A 17,745-nucleotide genomic window follows, 5' to 3' on the forward strand; every position below is an offset into this window, starting at 1 on the left:
CGCAGCCACGCGGGGCACGCCCCGGCCGGGCGACGGACGGTACCCGCGCCCGCCCTCCCGGACGGACCCACGCGGCGCAGCCGGAGCGACAAGAAGGGCATCTGGGGGTTGTGAGCATGGACCCGAACACCCAGCGGGGACCTGAGGAGAACGGCGAGCGGGCACACACCGCTGAGCCGCCCGTGCCGGCCTTCGGCGGCAAGCAGACCGGCCCCGACGAACCGGTCCGCGTCGTGCGGCTCATCTCCGGCAGCTACCTCGTCACCGTCAACCCCCTTGACGGCAGCGAGATAGAACCCTGTCCGCCCGGCGAGCTGCCGGCCGCCCCCGGGAAGCTCGGTCCCGAGGAGCGCGCCGACGTCGTCCGGGCCGCCACGCCCCCGGTCCCGCCGGGAGCGCCCGTCTACGCGGGCCACACCGCCGCACTCGAAGAACGCGGCGAGGAGACCGAACGCCTGGTGCGCCTGCTCTCCCGCGGGCGCTCCGTACGGCTCACCGGCCCCTCGGGCGCGGGCCGCACCCGGCTGCTCGCCGCCGTCGCGCACGCCTGCGCCGACATCGCGCCCGACGGCGTCGTCCGCCTCTCCGGCTACCACCGCACCCCCAACGACCTCCTGTACGCGCTGTTCGCCGCCGTCCACCGCGCGCCCAGGCACCGCCCCGACCGCGCCGAGCTGCTGCGGCTGCTGGGCGGCATCGGCGCGATCGTCGTCGTCGACGACCTCGAATTCGGCGGCCGGGCACTCGACGAACTCCTCGACGCCACCCCCGAGTGCGCCTTCCTCTTCTCCGCGACGCCGGACGTCGCCGCCCCCAGCACCGACTCGCACGTCGAAGAGGTCTTCCTCGGCGGCATCGGCCGTGCCGCCTGCCTGCGGCTGCTGGAGCGCGCCGTGCAGCGCCCGCTCACCGACGAGGAGAGCGCCTGGGCCGGTGACCTCTGGTTCGAGTCCGAAGGGCTGCCGCTGCGCTTCGTCCAGGCGGCGGCACTGCTGCGCAGACGCGACCGGCAGCGCAGCGCGCCCGGCGCCCTCGACGACGGCTACGGCCTGTTCGCCGAACCGGCAGCCGGCGACGACGCGGCGGAGCCAGCCGAGATCCCGCTGCCGACCCTCGCCGAGGCCGCCGCGCCCGCGCCGCTGCTGGCAGGCCACCTCGGACGGGCGGCCCAGGAGACCCTCCGCTTCGCCGTCGCGCTCGGCGGGGAACTGCCGCACCAGGCCCACCTGCCGGCCCTCACCCAGGACACCCACGCCGACGCCGCACTCGGCGATCTGCTGGGCTGCGGCCTGATCACCCCGGCCGGCACCCACTACCGCCTCGCCGCGACCGTCCAGGAGCAGCTGGAGGCCGCCGGATACGGCGAGGACGCGGCTGCCCGCGCGCACACCGCGGCCCAGCACTACGCCTGGTGGGCGGGCCACCCCTCGGTCACCCCCGAGCGGGCCGCCGCCGAGTCCGACGCCGTACTCGCCGCGATGGGTGTGCTGACCGGCAGCCGCGAGAGCGGCCACCCCAGCGCCGCCGTGCTGCTCGCCCGTACCGCCGCACCCGCGTTCGCCGCCGCGCTGCACTGGAGCGCCTGGGAGCGCAGCCTGCGGCACGGGCAGGAGGCCGCACGGCTGGCCGGTGAGGTCGCCGAAGAGGCGTACTTCCACCACGAGCTGGGCGTGCTGGCCCTGTGCACCGACAGTCTCGACCGGGCGCGCGCCGAGCTGGAGGCCGCCATCGGGCTGCGCGGGGTGCTCTCCGACCGCAGTGGCGCGGTCGCCGGACGCCGGGCGCTGGCGCTCGTCGCCGACCGCACCCGCGCCTTCCCCCCGGTCACCCCCACGCCGCCGGTGCCGGGCGAGCGGGTCGTCGTGCCCGCCGCGCCGCTGTCCGCCGATGACGGCCAGGGCCCTGCGACACCGGCGGCCGGCACCACCGCGCCGACCATCGTCGTCCGCGGCCCGGCCGCCGGTTCCGGTGCGCCGGCCGCACCCGCCGGGTCCGCCCGGCACAAGGGTGCCGCCGGTGAGCGGCCGGTTCTCGGACGGGCCCGGCGCAACCTCGTCGCCATCGGCGCGGGTGTCCTGCTGGCCGCGGTACTCGGCACCGTCGTCACCCTCGGCTTCACCTCGGGCGGCGAGGGCCGCCACGGCGGCCAGGTCAGCACCGAGCAGAGCACCGCGCCCGACGACCAGGGCCAGGAGCCACCGGCCGACGTCACGGGCACCGGGCCCGGTCTGCCTCCCGTCGAGGCGGCCTCCCCGTCCGGCGCGCCCAGCACCGAAGCCAGCCCGTCCCCGTCCGCCAGCGCCCCCGCCACCAGCGCCTCGCCCACGGACCCGAGTACGGCGCCGACGGACCCGACGACCGGCCCGACCGGCAGGCCCACCGAACCCACGGACGGGCCCACCGACCCCACGCACAAGCCGACCGGCAAGCCGACCGACCCCACCCCCACGGGCGACCCGACGGACGAGCCGACGACTCCGACGCCGACCGGGGAGCCCACCGGCAAGCCGACCACCCAGAGCCCGTCGCAGAGCGCGTCGGGCCCGATGAGCACCAGCTCGACCGGCTACACCACCCCGGCGCAGACCGCCCCGTCCGACACCGCTCCTTCGGACGCGGCTCCCGAGGACGGCGCCCCCGCCACGTACGACGAGGACGTCCCGGTCGGCTGACCGCCCCCGGCACAGCGCACGACGGCCCGGTACGGACGCCGCCCCTCGGGGCGGCAGGTCACGTACCGGGCCGTCGCGTCGTGCGCGTGCGCCGCGCTCAGAACAGGCGCAGCTTGTCGTCCTCGATGCCGCGCAGGCCGTCGTAGTCGAGCACCACGCAGCCGATCCCGCGGTCGGTGGCCAGGACCCGGGCCTGCGGCTTGATCTCCTGCGCCGCGAAGACGCCCTTCACCGGCGCCAAGTGCGGGTCGCGGTTGAGGAGTTCGAGGTAGCGGGTGAGCTGCTCGACGCCGTCGATCTCGCCCCGCCGCTTGATCTCGACAGCGACGGTCTGGCCATCCGCATCCCGGCACAGGATGTCCACCGGGCCGATGGCGGTGGGGTATTCACGCCGAATCAGCGAATAGCCCGTACCCAGGGTCTCGATCCGGTCGGCGAGCAGCTCCTGGAGGTGCGCCTCCACACCGTCCTTGATGAGGCCGGGGTCGACCCCCAGCTCGTGCGAGGAGTCGTGGATGACCTCCTCCAGGGTGATGATGAGTTTCTCGCCGCCCTTGTTCTCCACCGTCCACACGTCGCCGTCGCCCTCCTTGAGGGAGCACGGCGGGGACATCCAGTTGAGGGGTTTGTAGGCGCGGTCGTCCGCGTGGACGGAAACGGAGCCGTCGGCCTTCACCAGGATGAGGCGGGGGGCGGAGGGCAGGTGGGCGGTGAGCCGGCCCGCGTAGTCCACGGAGCAGCGGGCGATGACGAGACGCATGGGGCGTCACGCTACTCGACCGAGGGCCGCCGACGCGATTCGGCCCGGGACCGCCGTGCGTTTACGGGGGAAACCCCCGCACCCCCGGCGCCTGCCCTTGGCCGGTTGTATGTGCAATCTCCTGGTGCGGGGCCCTTGTGCGGCATACCGTTGATGCAGGGGGTCGTGAAGCGAACACGCTCCGTCGCGATGACCCCTGTCCCATTCCTGAGGCCCCGTCCCGGCGGGGTCGCGAGAGGAGAACCTCATGTCGCTCGACGTCTCACCGGCCCTCCTCGAACAGGCCGAGCGAGGCGAGGTCGACGAAGCCGCGTTTGTCGACTGCGTCCGGACCTCCCTGCCCTATGCATGGGGGATGATCAGCTCTCTGGTGGCCCAGCTGAAGGTGGACGGCGGAGAGTTCGCCGACAATCAGACGCCGCCGCCGGACGAGCAGGCGCGCGGCCAGCTGCTGCGCGCACTGGCGAGTGACGCGATACGCGGATCGTTGGAGCGCCACTTCGGTGTGCGTCTCGCCTTTCAGAACTGCCATCGCGTCGCGGTTTTCCCGCTCGACCCGGTGGTGGACGACCGCCTGGCCCGTTTCACCTCCATCCGCGGTCAGTTGCTGAACCAGTCGCCCGAACTCCGCGACTGCTGACCGGAGTTGCTGCCGCTGCGCGCGTCATGTCCTGCGCTCATCACGGCACCGTCCGGTGCCGGTGCGCCGGCGGCAGCACCCCCGGTCACCCGGCAGGCCCTTCGACGAACAGCGCATGACCGCACCACGGAAGCACCGCCGCACGCCGCCCTGCCGGGCCGGCCGGGTCACCCGAGCTGCGGCAGTACCTCCGTGCCCAGCCGGCGGACGTTCTCCTCGGTCGCGGCCAGATCGCCCGATCCCTCGACGAGCAGCGCGTACTTCGTGATGCCCGTACGCTCAGCCGTCGCCGCGAGCCGGTCGGCGCACAGCCGCGGCGGCCCGACGGGATGCAGCCCGCAGAGCTGCTCCGTGTACGCGAGGGGATCGCGCATCGTCCGGTAGCGCCCGTCGACCGTCACATGCGCGCCGAGCCCCTGCCGCAGCCAGCCGGGCATCGCCTTCGTCAGCGACTCCACCGCGGCCGTGCGGTCGTCGGCGATCTGCACCACACCCGCCGATACGTGCCCGGCGGCGGCCACTTCGTCGCCGTCCCGCCCGGCTTCGACGGCCGCGGACCGCCACAGCGCGATCATGTCCGCCTTCTCCTCGTCCCCGCAGTGCATGCCCAGCAGCATCGGCAGCCCGCGCTCGGCCGCCAGCCGGACCGACGCGGGGGACGTACACGCCACCACCACGCCAGGTCCCGGAGGCCCCGACGCGGGATCGTCGAGCGGCACCAGGGATTCCGCCGGGCTCGGGACGACCGCCACCTCGCGGAAGGCGTACCGCTCGCCCCGCGCGCCGACCCGCGGCTCCCGCAGCCAGCGCAGCAGCAGATCCAGCGCCTCGGGGAAGCCGTGCTCGTACGCGGCGAGACCGGAGCCGAAGACCTCCAGGTCCACCCACGGGCCACCGCGGCCGACGCCGAGCGTGAACCGCCCGCCGGACGTGAGATGCAGCAGCGCCGCCTGCTCGCCGAGCGCCACCGGATGCTGGGTCGGCAGCACGCTGACCGCCGTCCCGATCCCGATCCGGCGGGTGCGCCCCAGCAGCAGGGCGGCGAGCGTCACCGCCGAAGGACAGACGCCGTACGGAACGAAGTGATGCTCCGCAAGCCAGACGTCATCGAGCCCGGCCGTCTCCGCGATCTCCGCGGAACGGACCGCCCGATACAGTGCTTCCCCCTGTCCCTGGCCGGGGAATTGAGCGGCCAGGATGAAAGCCCCAACGCGCATCGCTCTCTGCCTCCTCGCAGCCGACGCGGCTTCCCCCCTTACCGGCACTAACGCCTGACACGTGCCAAAGGCACGGTCCGTACAGCGGAGTTTCCCGATCATCGCAGGAAAGGGCCGGGCCGCCACCGGGGGCGGTGGCGCCGCTACGCTGGTGACAGCCCGTGACCCCGCAGATCTCCCGAGGTGCCTTGTGTCTCCGCGTCGAAACCGCCAGCGCGGCGGTGCGAAGCCCGCCGAACACTCCGGCACGGGCGGCTACGGAACGTCCGGCTTCGGCTGGGAGAAGACCGAGGAGTGGCGCGGCGAGGACTGGGTCGTGCGGCAGGTCGGCGGCTCCGGGGCCGCCAAGCACTACCGCTGCCCCGGCTGTGACCAGGAGATCCCGCCCGGCGTCGGGCACATCGTGGCCTGGCCGCAGGGCGGCGACGTCGACGACCGTAGGCACTGGCACAAGGCGTGCTGGAACGCACGGGACCGCCGGAGCGCGCGGCTCCAGCGGTCCCGTAACGCGCCCAGGTACTGAGCGCTACACGTCGCGCTGCGACTGGGCGGCGAACGCTCCGCCCAGCACGAGCGCGGTCACCCCGGCGAGCACCCACAGCGGGGTCCAGCCCTGCGGGCCGGTGTCGGCGCCGAGGAACGGGTTGCCGTACAGCGTCGCCAGCGAGTTGGGCACGGAGTACTCGATCAGCGCCTGGCTCACCGACTTCAGGCTCTCCGAGCCGAGCATGAAGACCGCGAGCAGCATCGGCAGCAGCACCAGTCCGAGCATGGCGCTGATCGCGCCCGCCGAGTGCCGCAGCAGCGAGCCGACGGCCAGCGCCAGCAGGCCGAGCACCGAGACGTAGAGGCCGGCGCCCACGGTGGCGCGGAGCCACGCGTCGGCCGTCGGGTCGGGGCCGTTCACCATCCCGGCGGTGAGCACCGAGACGACGGCGGTGGCGAGCGTCGTGATCACGAAGGCCAGCACGAAGAAGACGATCGCCTTGGCCGCGAGCACCCGGGCCCGGCTGGGGCAGGCGGTCATGGTCGTGCGGATCATGCCCGTGCCGTACTCGGACGAGATCACCAGCACGCCGAGCGGGATGACGCACAGGGTGCCCAACAGGACGCCGAAGAAGGAGAATCCGAGCTTCGGGTCGACCTCCCGCTGCGAGCCCAGGGCCAGGGCCGTCAGCAGGCCGATGCCGACGATCAGCACGACCATCGCGCTCAGCGTCCAGATCGTCGAACGCACCGAGCGGATCTTCGTCCACTCGGAGGCCAGCGCGTGCCCGATGTGGGTGCTCCGCACCGGGATCGGCGAGACGTAACCGGGGTGACCGCCCTGCCAGTTGGCGCCGCCGTTCTGCGGTGCGCCCTGGGGGCCGCCGGGCGGGTTCCCCTGGGGGTTCCCCTGCGGGTTCCCCTGGGGCGCGTGGCCCTGCTGGGGGTGGCCCTGCGGGGGTACCGGGGGCTGCTGCTGGGGGGCCTGGGCCTGGAGCATCATCGTGCCCGGGTCCTTCGCCAGGCTGCCGCCGGCCGCGAGTGGCTGCGGCGCCGGGCCCTCGCCCCGAGCCTGCTGGGGTGCCTGCGCCTGGAGCATCATCGTGCCCGCCTCCTTCGCGGGCTGCTGCTGCGGCTGCGGCTGCTGCTGGGCCTGGAGCACCATCGTCCCGGCCTCACGGGCGGGCGCCGGCTGCTCGGGCGCCGGCTGCTGCGCCGGTGCGGCGGGCGGCATCGGGGGCGCGGGCGGCGTCTGTCCCTGCGCCGCGGGCTGGTCGTTCGGTCCGCGCTCAGGCTGTGCCTGCGGCTGCGGCTGCTGAGGGCTGGTCATCGGGCGTCCTCGTTGTGGGGCACGGTCGGGTCGGCGGGGGCGGCGGGCGGCATCGGCGCCGCGGGCTGCGGCTGCGGGGCCCCGTAGGGGTGGGGCGCCCCGTAGGGCTGTCCCTGGACGGGCGGCGGGTACCCCTGGCCGGGGGCCGCCCCCGGTGCCTGCGGGGCGTAGGGCCCCGGCTGGGCGTACGGGTGGGGCTGTCCCTGGACGGGGCCGCCGGGCATGCCCTGCTGTCCCTGGACGGGGCCACCGGGCATGCCCTGCTGTCCCTGGACGGGCGGGTAGCCCTGCGGTGCGCCGCCCTGGGGCGCGTACCCGGCGGGCTGCTGCTGGAGGCCGGCCCGCGGGTCGGCCGTCGAGCGGTAGTCCACGGCGCCCTGGGTGAGCCGCATGTACGCCTCTTCCAGGGACGCCTGGTGCGGCGACAGCTCCCACAGGCGGACGTCCGCCTCGTGCGCGAGGTCGCTGATCCGGGGGAGCGGCAGGCCGGTCACCCGCAGCGCGCCGTCCGGCTCAGGGGTGACCTGGCCGCCCGCCTCGCCGAGCGTCGCGGTCAGCTTCTCGCGCAGTTCGGGCGTGGTGTCGGGGGTGCGGACCCGGGCGAAATCGGCGGAGTTGGCGGAGATGAAGTCCTTGACCGCCATGTCCGCCATCAGCTGGCCGCGGCCGATCACTATCAAGTGCTCGGCGGTCAGCGCCATTTCGCTCATCAGGTGCGAGGAGACGAAGACGGTACGGCCCTCGGACGCCAGCTGCTTCATGAGGTTGCGCACCCACAGGATGCCCTCGGGGTCGAGGCCGTTGACCGGCTCGTCGAAGAGCAGCACCTGCGGGTCGCCGAGCAGCGCGGCGGCGATGCCGAGCCGCTGGCCCATGCCGAGCGAGAAGCCCTTGGAACGGCGCCCCGCGACGTCCTGGAGGCCCACCACGCCGAGCACTTCGTCGACCCTGCGGGCCGGGATGCCGGACAGCTGCGCGAGCGACAGCAGGTGCTGGCGTGCGCTGCGTCCGCCGTGCACGGCCTTGGCGTCGAGCAACGCGCCCACCTGGCGGGGAGCGTTGGGGAGTTCACGGAAGGGGCGGCCACCGATGGTGGCCCGTCCCGATGTGGGGGCGTCCAGGCCCAGAATCATGCGCATCGTGGTCGACTTGCCGGAGCCGTTCGGCCCCAGGAAGCCGGTCACGGTGCCCGGCCGTACCTGGAACGACAGGTTGTGCACGGCCGTCTTGGCGCCGTAGCGCTTCGTCAGGCCGACTGCCTCGATCATTCTCCGCCCCTCGCGAGATCGTCGGGGCAGAGGCGCCCTCGTACCCCCGTGCGGGTTAGGAGGCTATCGGTCCCTTGACGGTTCCCGCCAAAACAGGGAAGAGGCGGGCGTCACCCGGTGGTGTCCCGCCCGCGCCGCCCTCACGCGTCGCGCCGCTTCAGCAGGACGAATCCGCAGATCAGCGCGGCCACCGTCCAGGCCGCCATGATGCCGAGACCGCCCCACGGCCCGTACGGGACCTCGTCGCCCGTCGGGACCACCTGCATGATTCGCCGGCCCGCCTGGTCGGGCAGGTAGTGGCCGGCCTTCCGCGTCGCCGAGACGTTCCCGAGGATGTTGGAGATCAGGAAGAAGAACGGCATCAGGATGCCGAGCGAGAGCATCGGGGAGCGCAGCATCGTGGCGACGGCCATCGAGAACAGCGCGATCAGCGTCATGTAGAGCCCGCCGCCGATCACCGCGCGCAGCACCCCGGGATCGTCGATCCGCGCCGCGTGGCCGCCCAGCATCGCCTGCCCGGCGAAGAACGCGAGGAAGCTCGTGACCAGCCCGACGAGGAAGACCAGCGCGGTGGCCACCGCGAGCTTGCAGAACAGGAAGGTGGCACGCTGCGGTACGGCGGCCAGCGAACTGCGGATCATGCCGGTGCTGTACTCGTTGGAGACGACCAGCACCCCGAACACGATCATCGCGAGCTGGCCGAGGCCCATGCCGGCGAAGCTGATGTTGGTGGCGTCGAAGGCGATCCGGTCGCGCACCGGCATCGCGTCGAAGTCGCTCTTGGCGAGGGCGCAGATCAGCACGCCGATGCCGATGGTGACCACCACGGCGACACCCAGCGTCCACACCGTGGACCGCACCGACCGGATCTTGGTCCACTCCGAGCGCAGCACCTGCCCGACGACCGCCATCGTCAGCCCCCCTTCTTCCGCCAGCCGGCACCCCAGCCGCCGACCGGATCCGGAGCCGCGGCCGGAGCACCCGCCGGGCCGCCCACCGACCCGGCAGGCGGCTCGCCGTCATGTGCGTGGTACTCCACCGATTCCGCGGTGAGCTGCATGAACGCCTCTTCCAGAGAAGCCTGTTGGGGGCTCAGTTCGTGCAGCACGAGCTGATGGGCGGCGGCCAGTTCACCCAGCCGCTCGGCCGGCTCGCCGTCGACCTCCAGCGTGCCGCCGCCGGCCTGCACCGCGGTGATCCGCTCCGCGTGCAGCACGTCGAGCAGCCGCTCCTGATCCGGCGACCGCAGTCGCACGTAGGACCGTGAGTTCTCCCGGATGAACTGCGCCATCGACGTGTCGGCGAGCAGCCGGCCCTGGCCGATGACGACCAAGTGGTCGGCGGTCACCGCCATTTCGCTCATCAGGTGCGAGGAGACGAAGACGGTGCGGCCCTGCGCCGCGAGGTTCTTCATCGTGGTGCGGATCCAGCGGATGCCCTCGGGGTCGAGGCCGTTGACCGGCTCGTCGAAGAGCAGCACCTGCGGGTCGCCCAGCAGCGCGGCGGCGATGCCCAGCCGCTGGCCCATGCCGAGCGAGAAGCCCTTCGAGCGTTTCTTGGCCACCGTCGTCAGCCCGACGGTGTCCAGCACCTCGCCGACCCGGTGGCGCGGGATGCCGTTGCTCTGCGCCAGGCACAGCAGGTGGTTGAAGGCGCTGCGCCCGCCGTGCATCGCCTTGGCCTCCAGCAGCGCGCCGATGTACCGCAGCGGGTCCTTCAACTGGCGGTAGTGCCTGCCGTCGATGCGGACCGAGCCTGCCGTCGGGTTGTCCAGGTCGAGCATCATCCGCATGGTGGTGGACTTTCCCGCGCCGTTGGGCCCGAGGAAGCCCGTGACGATCCCGGGCCGCACCGCGAACGTCAGGTGATCCACCGCCACCTTGTCGCCGTAGTGCTTGGTCAGCCCCGCCAGCTCGATCATGTCTTGCACGCTAAGGGCGCCCGATGCCGCCCGCCACCGGACACGCCTGCGCCCCCGGCCACCGGAGAGGCGGCGCGGGGGCGCGTGGGGGACGGACGGACCGTCAGCGGGTCTGCTGGGCGGGGACGCCGCGGGTGGCGGACTCCTCGTCGCCCGGGGCGCCGGCGGCGGCCACGGCCGCACCGGTGAGCGTCGCCAGCATCTCGCGGACGTTGGTGAGCTGCGCGTTGATCGAGTCGCGGCGGTTGGTCAGCGCCGCCAGCTCGCGCTCCGATTCGCTGCGGATCCGGTCGGCCTTGGCGTTCGCGTCGGCCACGATGTCCTCGGCCTGGCGCTGCGCGGTCTCCACGGTCTGGCGGGCCCGGCGCTCGGCGTCCGTCCGCAGCTTCTCGGCCTCCAGGCGGAGCTGCTCGGCGCGGTGCTCGATCTCCGCGAGCCGCTTCTCGGCCTTGGCCTGACGCGAGGCCAGGTCACGCTCGGACTGCTCGCGGCGCTTGGCGAGGTTGGTCTCGAAGTCGGCCGCCGCCTGCGCGGCCTTGGCGCGGGTCTCCTCGAAGAGGGAGTCCGCCTCCTCACGCTTGGACTGCGCGTCCTTCTGCGCATCGGCACGCAGCGTGGACGCCTCGCCCTTGGCCTTCTCGACGATCCGGGCGCCCTCGTCCTCGGCCTTCGCCTTCCGCTCGGCAGCGAACTGCTCGGCGTCGTTACGGACCTGCTGGGCGGCCGACTCGGCCAGCTCGCGGTGCTGCTCGGCGGCCCGCCTGGCCTCCTCGCGCAGGTCCTTGGCCTCCTCCTCGGCGAGACGGAGGATCTTCTCCACGCGCGCACCGAGGCCCGCGTAGGACGGCTCGGCGTCATTGACCTGGGCCTGGGCGTTCTGCGTTTCGAGGTGCAGCTCCTCGATCCGCTTTTCCAGCGAGGTGATACGGGACAGCGCGCCGTCGCGGTCCGCGACGAGCTTCGTAATGCGGTCATCCACCTGACCGCGGTCGTACCCACGCCGCACGAGCTCGAAGCCGAAGGGGGAGGAAGTGTCGCTCATGGGGTTCCTGTCGAAAGAGACCGGTGAGGTGATAAGGAGAATCCTAGGGGCCCAAACGGCGTGTCATCGAGTCAATGACCGTTTGAAGTGGAGAATGACCCCTCATTTGAGTGGCTACCCCTCAGACTGCTTGCCACTCGAACGAGTTGCACCCGCTCCCGCGGCGGTCTTGGATCCCGCGGTCTTGCCGTCCGCTGCACCTGGCGCCTCGAACGACTCCAGCGCTTCCAAGACATCCTGGACGCGGGAGATTTCGGTGTTGATGTCCGCGCGGCGGCGTACCAGGACCTCCAGCTCGTGCTGGCCGTCCGCCACGATCCGGGCGGCCTCCGCCTCGGCCTCGGTGCGCATCCGCTCCGCGTCGCGCACCGCCTCGGCCTTCTTGTTCTCGGCCTCCTTGATCAGGCCCTCGGCCTTCTTCACCGCCGAGATCCGGACCTTGCTCGCCTCGCTGTTCGCGTCCGACACCAGCTGCTCGGCCTTCTCCTCGGCCTCCACCTGCTGGGTGGTGGCCTGCGCGATGAGCTTGTCGACGCGTTCGCCGGCGTTCTTCATCGTCTCCGCGGACTCGCGGCGGGCCCGCTCGTGCAGCTCCTCGACCTCGGACTCGATCCGCACCCGCAGCTCCTCGGCGCGCTCCCGGATCGCCGTGGCGTCCCCGCGCGCCTCGCTGAGCAGGGTGTCCGCGTCCGTACGGGCCTTCTCCACCCGGGAGTTGCCGTCCGCCGTCGCTTCCGTGACGATCCGGTCGGCCTCCGTACGGGCCGCCCCGACCATCGTGTCGGCCTGCTCCTCGGCCGCAGCGGCGGCCCGCAGCGCCTCCTCCTGGGCCTTCGCGACCAGCTGGTCGGCCTGCTCCGCCGCGTCGCCACGGCGCTTGGCCGCGTCCTTGCGGGCCTCGTCCAGCAGCCGCTCGGCCTCCTGCTCGGTCTCCGCGCGCAGCCGCTCGGCCGCCGCCTCGGCGTCCTTCTCGACCTTGGCCGATTCGCTGCGGGTGCGGTTGGCGTGCTCCTGGGCCGCGGTGACCGTCTCGGCCGCTTCGGCCCGCAGCCGGTCCGCCTCGGCCGTCGCCGTGGCGATCATCCGGTCGGCCTGCTCGCGTGCGTCGGCGCGGGTACGGTCGGCGTCCCGCTCCGCCTCAGCGCCGGTCTCCGCCGCCTCGGTGCGCAGCCGTTCGGCCTCGGTGGTGGCCTCGGACACCAGCTGGTCGGCCTGCTCGGCGGCGTCCGACCGGGTCTTGTTGGCCGCCTTGCGTGCCTCGTCGCCGGTCGACTCGGCGTCCGCCCGCGCGCTCTCCAGTGCCTGGGCCGCCTCGGCCCGCAGCCGCTCGGCCTCGGTGGTGGCCTCGGCCAGGCGCGCCTGCGCCTGCTCCTTGCCCGCCGTCCGCAGCTGCTCGGCGGCCTCCTGGGCCTCCTTGACCGTACGGTCGGCGTCGTCCTGCGCCGAAGACGTCAGCTCGGTCGCCTCGGTGACGATCCGTTCGGCTTCCGTACGGGCCTCGGCGATCAGCCGGTCGGCCTGCCCGGCCGCGTCCGACCGCATCCGGTTGGCGTCGTCCCGTGCCTCCGCCCGTGCCCGCGCCGCGTCCTGCTCGCCGGCCGCCAGCGCGTCCGACGCGTCGGTCCGCAGCTGCTGGGCCTTGGCGGTGGCGTCCGCGACCAGCTTCTCGGCCTGCGCGGTCGCCTCGGCGATCAGCCGGTCCGCCTGCTCGGCCGCTTCGGTCCGCGCGGTGTGTGCGTCCCGGCGCGCCTCGTCGAGCGCGTCCGTGGCCTCCGCGCGCAGCCGCTCGGCCTCCTCGATGGCCTCCGCGACGGTCCGCTCCGCGAGGGCCTTGGCGGCGTCCGACGCCTCCTGCGCGTCCCGCCGCACCCGTGCCGCGTCCTCCGAAGCGCGCTCGCGCTCCTCGTACGCGTCCGTACGGACCCGGTCGGCCTCTTCCTGCGCCTCGGTCCTCGTCCGCTCCGCCGCGTGCTCGGCCGCCGACCGCAGCCCGGCGATCTCCTCGTCGGCCTGCTCGTGGAGCCCGGCGACCGCGTCCCGCACCTGCTGGGCCGTGGTCTCCGCGGTGGCCACCAGCTCGGCGGCCCGCCGGTCCGCCTCCTCGACCAGCCGCTCCGCCTCGGCCTGCGCCTCGCTGACCCGGGTACGGGCCGACGCCAGCAGCTCCTCGCTCTGCTCGCGGGCCGCGGTGCGCTCCTGGTGCGCCTCCTCGCGGGCCTCGCCCAGCTGCTGCTCGGCCTCCTTGCGGCGCCGCGCGGCCTCCTCCTGGGCGGCGGACAGCGCCTGCGCCGCCTCGCTCCCGGCCCGCTCGGCCGCGGCTGCGGCCTCCGCCCTGACCCGGTCGGCGCTCTCCTGCGCCTCCGTCTTCAGCCGCTCCGCCTCCGCCGTGGCCTCGGCGCGCAGCCGTTCCGCGACGGACTCGCCCTCGGTACGGGCCGCCGACGCGTCCGACGCGGCCTCCGCGCGCAGCCGCTCGGCCTCGTCCTCGGCCTGCTGCTGGAGGTTCCGGCGCCGCTCGGCGGCCTCCGCCTTGAGCCGGGCGGCCTCCTCCTGCGTCTCGCGGCGCAGCCGCTCCGCCTCCGTGCGCGCCTCGCGCAGCGACTCCTCGGCTGCGGCGACCTTCTCCTCGGCGTCGGTCCGCAGCCGGTCCAGCTCGGCCTGCGCCTCTTCCCGGCGCTCATCGGCGGCCTGCTCGGCCTCGGCGCGCAGCCGCGCCGCGGACTCCTCCGCCTCGGTGGTGACCAGCTCGGCGGCCTGGGCGCCCTCGGTGAGCAGCTCCTCGGCCTCCGCGCGGGCCTTCTCCAGCGCCTCCTCGGCCTGCTTGCGCAGGGCGGTGGCCCGCTCGATGGCCTCGGTGCGTACCCGCTCGCTCTCCGCGCCGGCCCCGGCGCGGGTCTCGTCGGCGTCCGACTTCGCCTTGGTCAGCAGCTCCTCGGCGGAACCTGCCGCCTCCTCGATCTGCTGGACGGCCTCGCGCCGCGCCTCGCTGCGGATCCGCTCGCCCTCGGCGACGGCCTCGGCGCGCAGTTGCTCCGCCTCGCCGCGCAGCCGCCGTGCCTCCTCCTGGAGTTCGGCGGTCTTGGCGCGGTACTCCTTGGTGTCGTCCTTCGCCGCGCCCTTGAGTTGCTCGGCGGTGTCATGGGCCTGCTCGCGCAGCCGGTCGGCCTCCGACTCGGCCTCGCTGCGCAGCCGTTCGGCCTCTTCGGCCGCGGCCTTGGTGGTGGCCTTGGCGTCGTCGGACGCCTTGGTCAGCACCTCCTCTGCGGTCCGAGCGGCCTTCGCCAGCTGCGCCGCCGAGTCCTCGGCCGCCTGGGAACGCGCGGCCTCCCGCGCCTCGGTGACCAGCCGCTCGGCTTCCGTGCCCGCGTCCGCCCGCAGTTGCTCGGCCTCGGCCTTGAGCGCCTCGGCCTCCTTGGTGGCCTCGGCGACCAGCCGGGCGATCTCCGCCTTGGCGGTGCGGGTGCGCTGCTCGTTCTCGGACTCGGTGGCGGACAGCCGCTTGGTGGCGCTCTGCTGCGCGTCCTCCACCAGCTTCTCGGCCTCGGCGCGCGCCTCGCGCAGCGCGGTGTCGGCCTCCTGGATGCGCGCCTCGGCGGTACGCGTCAGCTCGGCGGCCTGCTTGCGGGCCTCTTCCGACTCGCTGCCGACGGTCGAACGCAGCTGCTCCGCCTGGTCGGTGGCCTCCTGGGCCTGGGAGGACGCGGCGTTCAGCAGCCGCTCGGCGTCCGCGCGCGCCCGGCGCAGGAGGTTCTCCGCCTCGGCGCGGGCCTCTTCGGCCTCGGTGCCCAGGCGTTCACGGGCCCGCTCGGCGAGCCGGTGCGCCTCGGCGCGCGCCGCCGCCAGCGCCTGCTCGGCCTCGGCCCGCGACTCGTCCATCAGCCGGCGGGACTGGGCCTCGGTGCGGGCCCGCAACTGCTCGGCCCACGCGACGTTTTCGTTGACGTGCGACTCGACGGTCTGCCGGCGCTCGTTGAGTTCCTCGTCGAGCCGCTGCCGGCGGGACACCGCCTCGGCGTGCAGCTCGGCCTCCAGACGGGCCTGCTGCTCGGCCTGCTCCTGGAGCAGCCGCTGGGTCTGCGCGCGGGCCTCGCGCAGCTCGCGCTCGGAGTCGGCGCGCAGCTGGTCGGCCTGGATCTGTGCGTTGCGCAGCAGTTGCTCGGCCTGGTGACTGACGTTGTCGTAGGCAGGGCGGGCCGCGAGGTTGCGGCGCGCCTCGTGGAGCTTGGCGCGCAGCACCTCGACCTGGTACCCGAGATCGTCGGCGTGCTGGACGGCCTTGTCCCGCTCGGTCTTCAGCCGTTCCATCTCGGCTTCGAACTGCGAGAGGTGGTCGGCCTCAGCCCACTCACGTTCGTGGCGCTCGTTGCCCCGCACTGCGCGGTCCCATCCGTCCCCTGGTCATGGTGGCGGCCGTCCCCGGACGTACAGGCGATCGTCCCGTACACGTCACGTCGTACGGACCTACGCCCCCCGGAGCTGACCCTTCCGAAGAAATGGTGTCAGATCATCGGCGGAGTATGGACCGAGCCCCATCCCCAGAAGGCTCCCGCACGCGATGCGAGCACCTCTTACCCCGGCCGAAGCAGCACTCTACCGGCCGAGGAAGGTGAAGGTCAGTGGTCCGTCGCGGAGGAAGACGCGGCGGTGACCAGTTCGGTCAGCACGCCGTGGCAGTCCTTGGGGTGCAGGAAGGTGATCCGGGAGCCCATCGAGCCCTTCCGCGGCTCGTCGTACAGCACCCGGACGCCCTTGTCGCGGATGTCCGCGGCGTCGGCGTCCACGTCCGCGGTGCCGAACGCGATGTGGTGCACACCCTCGCCGTTCTTGGCGAGCCACTTGCCGACCGCGGAGTCCTCGCGGATGGGTTCGAGCAGCTGGAGGTAGGAGGCGCCGCCGTCCGACGTTTCGTTGATCTTGAGCATCGCTTCCCGGACACCCTGCTCTTCGTTGACCTCGGAATGGAACACCTCGAAGCCGTAGGTGGCACGGTAGAACTCGACGGTCCTGTCCAGGTCGAAACAGGCGATCCCGATGTGGTCGATTCGCGTCAGCATGCCTCCAGTGCACCGCCCGCACGGCCGGTTACGCAACGTGCGCGCGATCACACCCACTTGCCGGTGACCCGGCGCGTACCCCTCAGTACATTGACGGGAACCCTCGTTAACTTCCCTGCAAAGGAAGGCCGCACCGCATGTCTGCATCGAACGGCACGAACGGCACCACCTCAGTGATCGTGGCGGGTGCGCGCACCCCCATGGGCCGGCTGCTCGGCTCCCTGCGTTCCTTCTCCGGCGCCGACCTCGGCGGGGTGGCCATCAAGGCGGCGCTGGACCGCGCGGGCATCGGCGGCGACCAGGTGGACTACGTGATCATGGGGCAGGTCCTCCAGGCAGGCGCCGGGCAGATCCCGGCCCGCCAGGCGGCCGTCAAGGCCGGCATCCCCATGAGCGTCCCCGCGCTGACCGTCAACAAGGTCTGCCTCTCCGGTCTGGACGCCATCGCCCTGGCCGACCAGCTGATCCGCGCCGGCGAGTTCGACGTCGTGGTGGCCGGCGGCCAGGAGTCGATGACCAACGCCCCGCATCTGCTGCCGAAGTCCCGCGAGGGCTACAAGTACGGCGCGGTGCAGATGCTCGACGCGATGGCCCACGACGGCCTGACCGACGCGTACGAAGGCGTCGCGATGGGGGAGTCGACCGAAAAGCACAACACGCGCCTGGGCATCGCGCGCCCCGAGCAGGACGAGATCGCCGCGCGCTCCCACCAGCGGGCCGCGGCTGCCCAGAAGAACGGGCTCTTCGAGGCCGAGATCACCCCGGTCGAGATCCCGCAGCGCAAGGGCGAACCGGTGGTTTTCAGCCAGGACGAAGGGATCCGCGGCGAGACCACCACCGAGTCGCTCGGCAAGCTGCGCCCGGCCTTCGCCAAGGACGGCACGATCACCGCCGGCACCTCGTCGCAGATCTCCGACGGTGCCGCCGCCGTCGTCGTGATGAGCAAGGCCAAGGCCGAGGCGCTCGGCCTGGAGTGGATCGCCGAGATCGGCGCGCACGGCAACGTCGCGGGCCCGGACAACTCCCTCCAGTCCCAGCCGTCCAACGCGATCAGGCACGCGCTCGGCAAGGACGGCCTGACCGTCGACGATCTTGACCTGATCGAGATCAACGAGGCGTTCGCCGCGGTCGCCGTGCAGTCGGTGAAGGACCTCGGAGTTTCCCTCGAAAAGGTGAATGTGAACGGTGGTGCCATCGCTCTCGGCCACCCGATCGGCATGTCGGGCGCCCGCATCGTGCTGCACCTCGCGCTGGAGCTGAAGCGCCGCGGCGGCGGCACCGGCGCGGCGGCGCTGTGCGGCGGCGGCGGCCAGGGCGACGCCCTGATCATCCGCGTCCCGGGCAAGTGAGCGGCA

Annotated in this window: 13 protein-coding genes; 4 read left to right on the forward strand and 9 right to left on the reverse strand. The window is 73.2% G+C overall.

The features are described from left to right. The first annotated feature begins 116 nt into the window (after positions 1-116). Positions 117-2,672 carry an ATP-binding protein gene (locus ACIBK8_RS01875; RefSeq protein ID WP_399039524.1) on the forward strand — a complete coding sequence of 852 codons (2,556 nt, stop codon included), beginning with the start codon at positions 117-119 and terminating at the stop codon, positions 2,670-2,672. A gap of 97 nt (positions 2,673-2,769) precedes the next feature. Here the strand turns inward: ACIBK8_RS01875 and nucS are convergent, their stop codons facing one another. Beyond that, the gene (gene nucS / locus ACIBK8_RS01880; RefSeq protein WP_399039525.1) at positions 2,770-3,432 is read right to left on the reverse strand and encodes an endonuclease NucS; all 663 of its coding nucleotides are present in this window, start codon (positions 3,430-3,432) and stop codon (positions 2,770-2,772) included. 247 nt (positions 3,433-3,679) lie between these two features. On the opposite strand from nucS, the gene ACIBK8_RS01885 reads away from it, so the two are divergent. Continuing rightward, positions 3,680-4,072: an SCO5389 family protein gene (locus ACIBK8_RS01885; RefSeq protein WP_030080104.1), complete on the forward strand. Its 393-nt coding sequence runs from the start codon at positions 3,680-3,682 to the stop codon at positions 4,070-4,072. Between the two features lie 167 nt (positions 4,073-4,239). Here ACIBK8_RS01885 and ACIBK8_RS01890 read toward each other — a convergent pair whose 3' ends face one another. Continuing rightward, entirely contained in the window at positions 4,240-5,289 is a 1,050-nt protein-coding gene (locus tag ACIBK8_RS01890; RefSeq protein ID WP_399039526.1) for an LLM class flavin-dependent oxidoreductase, read from the reverse strand. Between the two features lie 190 nt (positions 5,290-5,479). Here ACIBK8_RS01890 and ACIBK8_RS01895 point away from each other — a divergent pair, with 190 nt between their 5' ends. Beyond that, the gene (locus ACIBK8_RS01895; RefSeq protein ID WP_393682428.1) at positions 5,480-5,812 is read left to right on the forward strand and encodes an ATP/GTP-binding protein; all 333 of its coding nucleotides are present in this window, start codon (positions 5,480-5,482) and stop codon (positions 5,810-5,812) included. Between the two features lie 3 nt (positions 5,813-5,815). On the opposite strand, the gene ACIBK8_RS01900 is transcribed toward ACIBK8_RS01895, so the two are convergent. The 7 genes from ACIBK8_RS01900 to mce all read right to left on the reverse strand — a co-directional run bounded on the left by ACIBK8_RS01900 (position 5,816) and on the right by mce (position 16,390). Continuing rightward, positions 5,816-7,105, reverse strand: coding sequence for an ABC transporter permease (locus tag ACIBK8_RS01900; protein ID WP_399039527.1), 1,290 nt, complete (start codon positions 7,103-7,105; stop codon positions 5,816-5,818). Beyond that, positions 7,102-8,373 (reverse strand): ATP-binding cassette domain-containing protein, encoded by a 1,272-nt coding sequence (locus tag ACIBK8_RS01905; protein ID WP_399039528.1) that lies wholly within the window; start codon positions 8,371-8,373, stop codon positions 7,102-7,104. The genes ACIBK8_RS01900 and ACIBK8_RS01905 overlap by 4 nt, the downstream gene beginning before the upstream one ends. A 140-nt stretch (positions 8,374-8,513) precedes the next feature. Further along, positions 8,514-9,284, reverse strand: a complete 771-nt coding sequence (locus tag ACIBK8_RS01910) for an ABC transporter permease (protein WP_399039529.1) — start codon at positions 9,282-9,284, stop codon at positions 8,514-8,516. Between the two features lie 2 nt (positions 9,285-9,286). Then, positions 9,287-10,294 (reverse strand): ABC transporter ATP-binding protein, encoded by a 1,008-nt coding sequence (locus ACIBK8_RS01915; RefSeq protein ID WP_399039530.1) that lies wholly within the window; start codon positions 10,292-10,294, stop codon positions 9,287-9,289. A gap of 103 nt (positions 10,295-10,397) precedes the next feature. Further along, on the reverse strand, positions 10,398-11,336 hold the full coding sequence (locus tag ACIBK8_RS01920) for a cellulose-binding protein (protein WP_393682420.1): 939 nt from the start codon (positions 11,334-11,336) through the stop codon (positions 10,398-10,400). A gap of 114 nt (positions 11,337-11,450) precedes the next feature. Then, positions 11,451-15,710 (reverse strand): polarized growth protein Scy, encoded by a 4,260-nt coding sequence (gene scy, locus ACIBK8_RS01925; protein ID WP_399039531.1) that lies wholly within the window; start codon positions 15,708-15,710, stop codon positions 11,451-11,453. 239 nt (positions 15,711-15,949) lie between these two features. After that, a complete protein-coding gene (gene mce, locus ACIBK8_RS01930; RefSeq protein ID WP_399039532.1) occupies positions 15,950-16,390 on the reverse strand; it encodes a methylmalonyl-CoA epimerase in 441 nt (146 codons plus the stop codon). 173 nt (positions 16,391-16,563) lie between these two features. Between mce and ACIBK8_RS01935 the strand changes: the two genes are divergently transcribed. Further along, positions 16,564-17,739, forward strand: coding sequence for an acetyl-CoA C-acetyltransferase (locus tag ACIBK8_RS01935; protein ID WP_399039787.1), 1,176 nt, complete (start codon positions 16,564-16,566; stop codon positions 17,737-17,739). Positions 17,740-17,745: the final 6 nt, after the last annotated feature.

This window comes from Streptomyces sp. NPDC050161 (assembly GCF_044460025.1).
Classification (GTDB): Bacteria; Actinomycetota; Actinomycetes; order Streptomycetales; family Streptomycetaceae; genus Streptomyces.

Bases quoted from the DNA above. Each gene is read 5' to 3' on its own strand.
- ACIBK8_RS01875 (WP_399039524.1), top strand. From the start codon at position 117: ATGGACCCGAACACCCAGCGGGGACCTGAGGAGAACGGCGAGCGGGCA.
- nucS (WP_399039525.1), bottom strand. From the start codon at position 3,432: ATGCGTCTCGTCATCGCCCGCTGCTCCGTGGACTACGCGGGCCGGCTC.
- ACIBK8_RS01885 (WP_030080104.1), top strand. From the start codon at position 3,680: ATGTCGCTCGACGTCTCACCGGCCCTCCTCGAACAGGCCGAGCGAGGC.
- ACIBK8_RS01890 (WP_399039526.1), bottom strand. From the start codon at position 5,289: ATGCGCGTTGGGGCTTTCATCCTGGCCGCTCAATTCCCCGGCCAGGGA.
- ACIBK8_RS01900 (WP_399039527.1), bottom strand. From the start codon at position 7,105: ATGACCAGCCCTCAGCAGCCGCAGCCGCAGGCACAGCCTGAGCGCGGA.
- ACIBK8_RS01905 (WP_399039528.1), bottom strand. From the start codon at position 8,373: ATGATCGAGGCAGTCGGCCTGACGAAGCGCTACGGCGCCAAGACGGCC.
- ACIBK8_RS01910 (WP_399039529.1), bottom strand. From the start codon at position 9,284: ATGGCGGTCGTCGGGCAGGTGCTGCGCTCGGAGTGGACCAAGATCCGG.
- ACIBK8_RS01915 (WP_399039530.1), bottom strand. From the start codon at position 10,294: ATGATCGAGCTGGCGGGGCTGACCAAGCACTACGGCGACAAGGTGGCG.
- ACIBK8_RS01920 (WP_393682420.1), bottom strand. From the start codon at position 11,336: ATGAGCGACACTTCCTCCCCCTTCGGCTTCGAGCTCGTGCGGCGTGGG.
- mce (WP_399039532.1), bottom strand. From the start codon at position 16,390: ATGCTGACGCGAATCGACCACATCGGGATCGCCTGTTTCGACCTGGAC.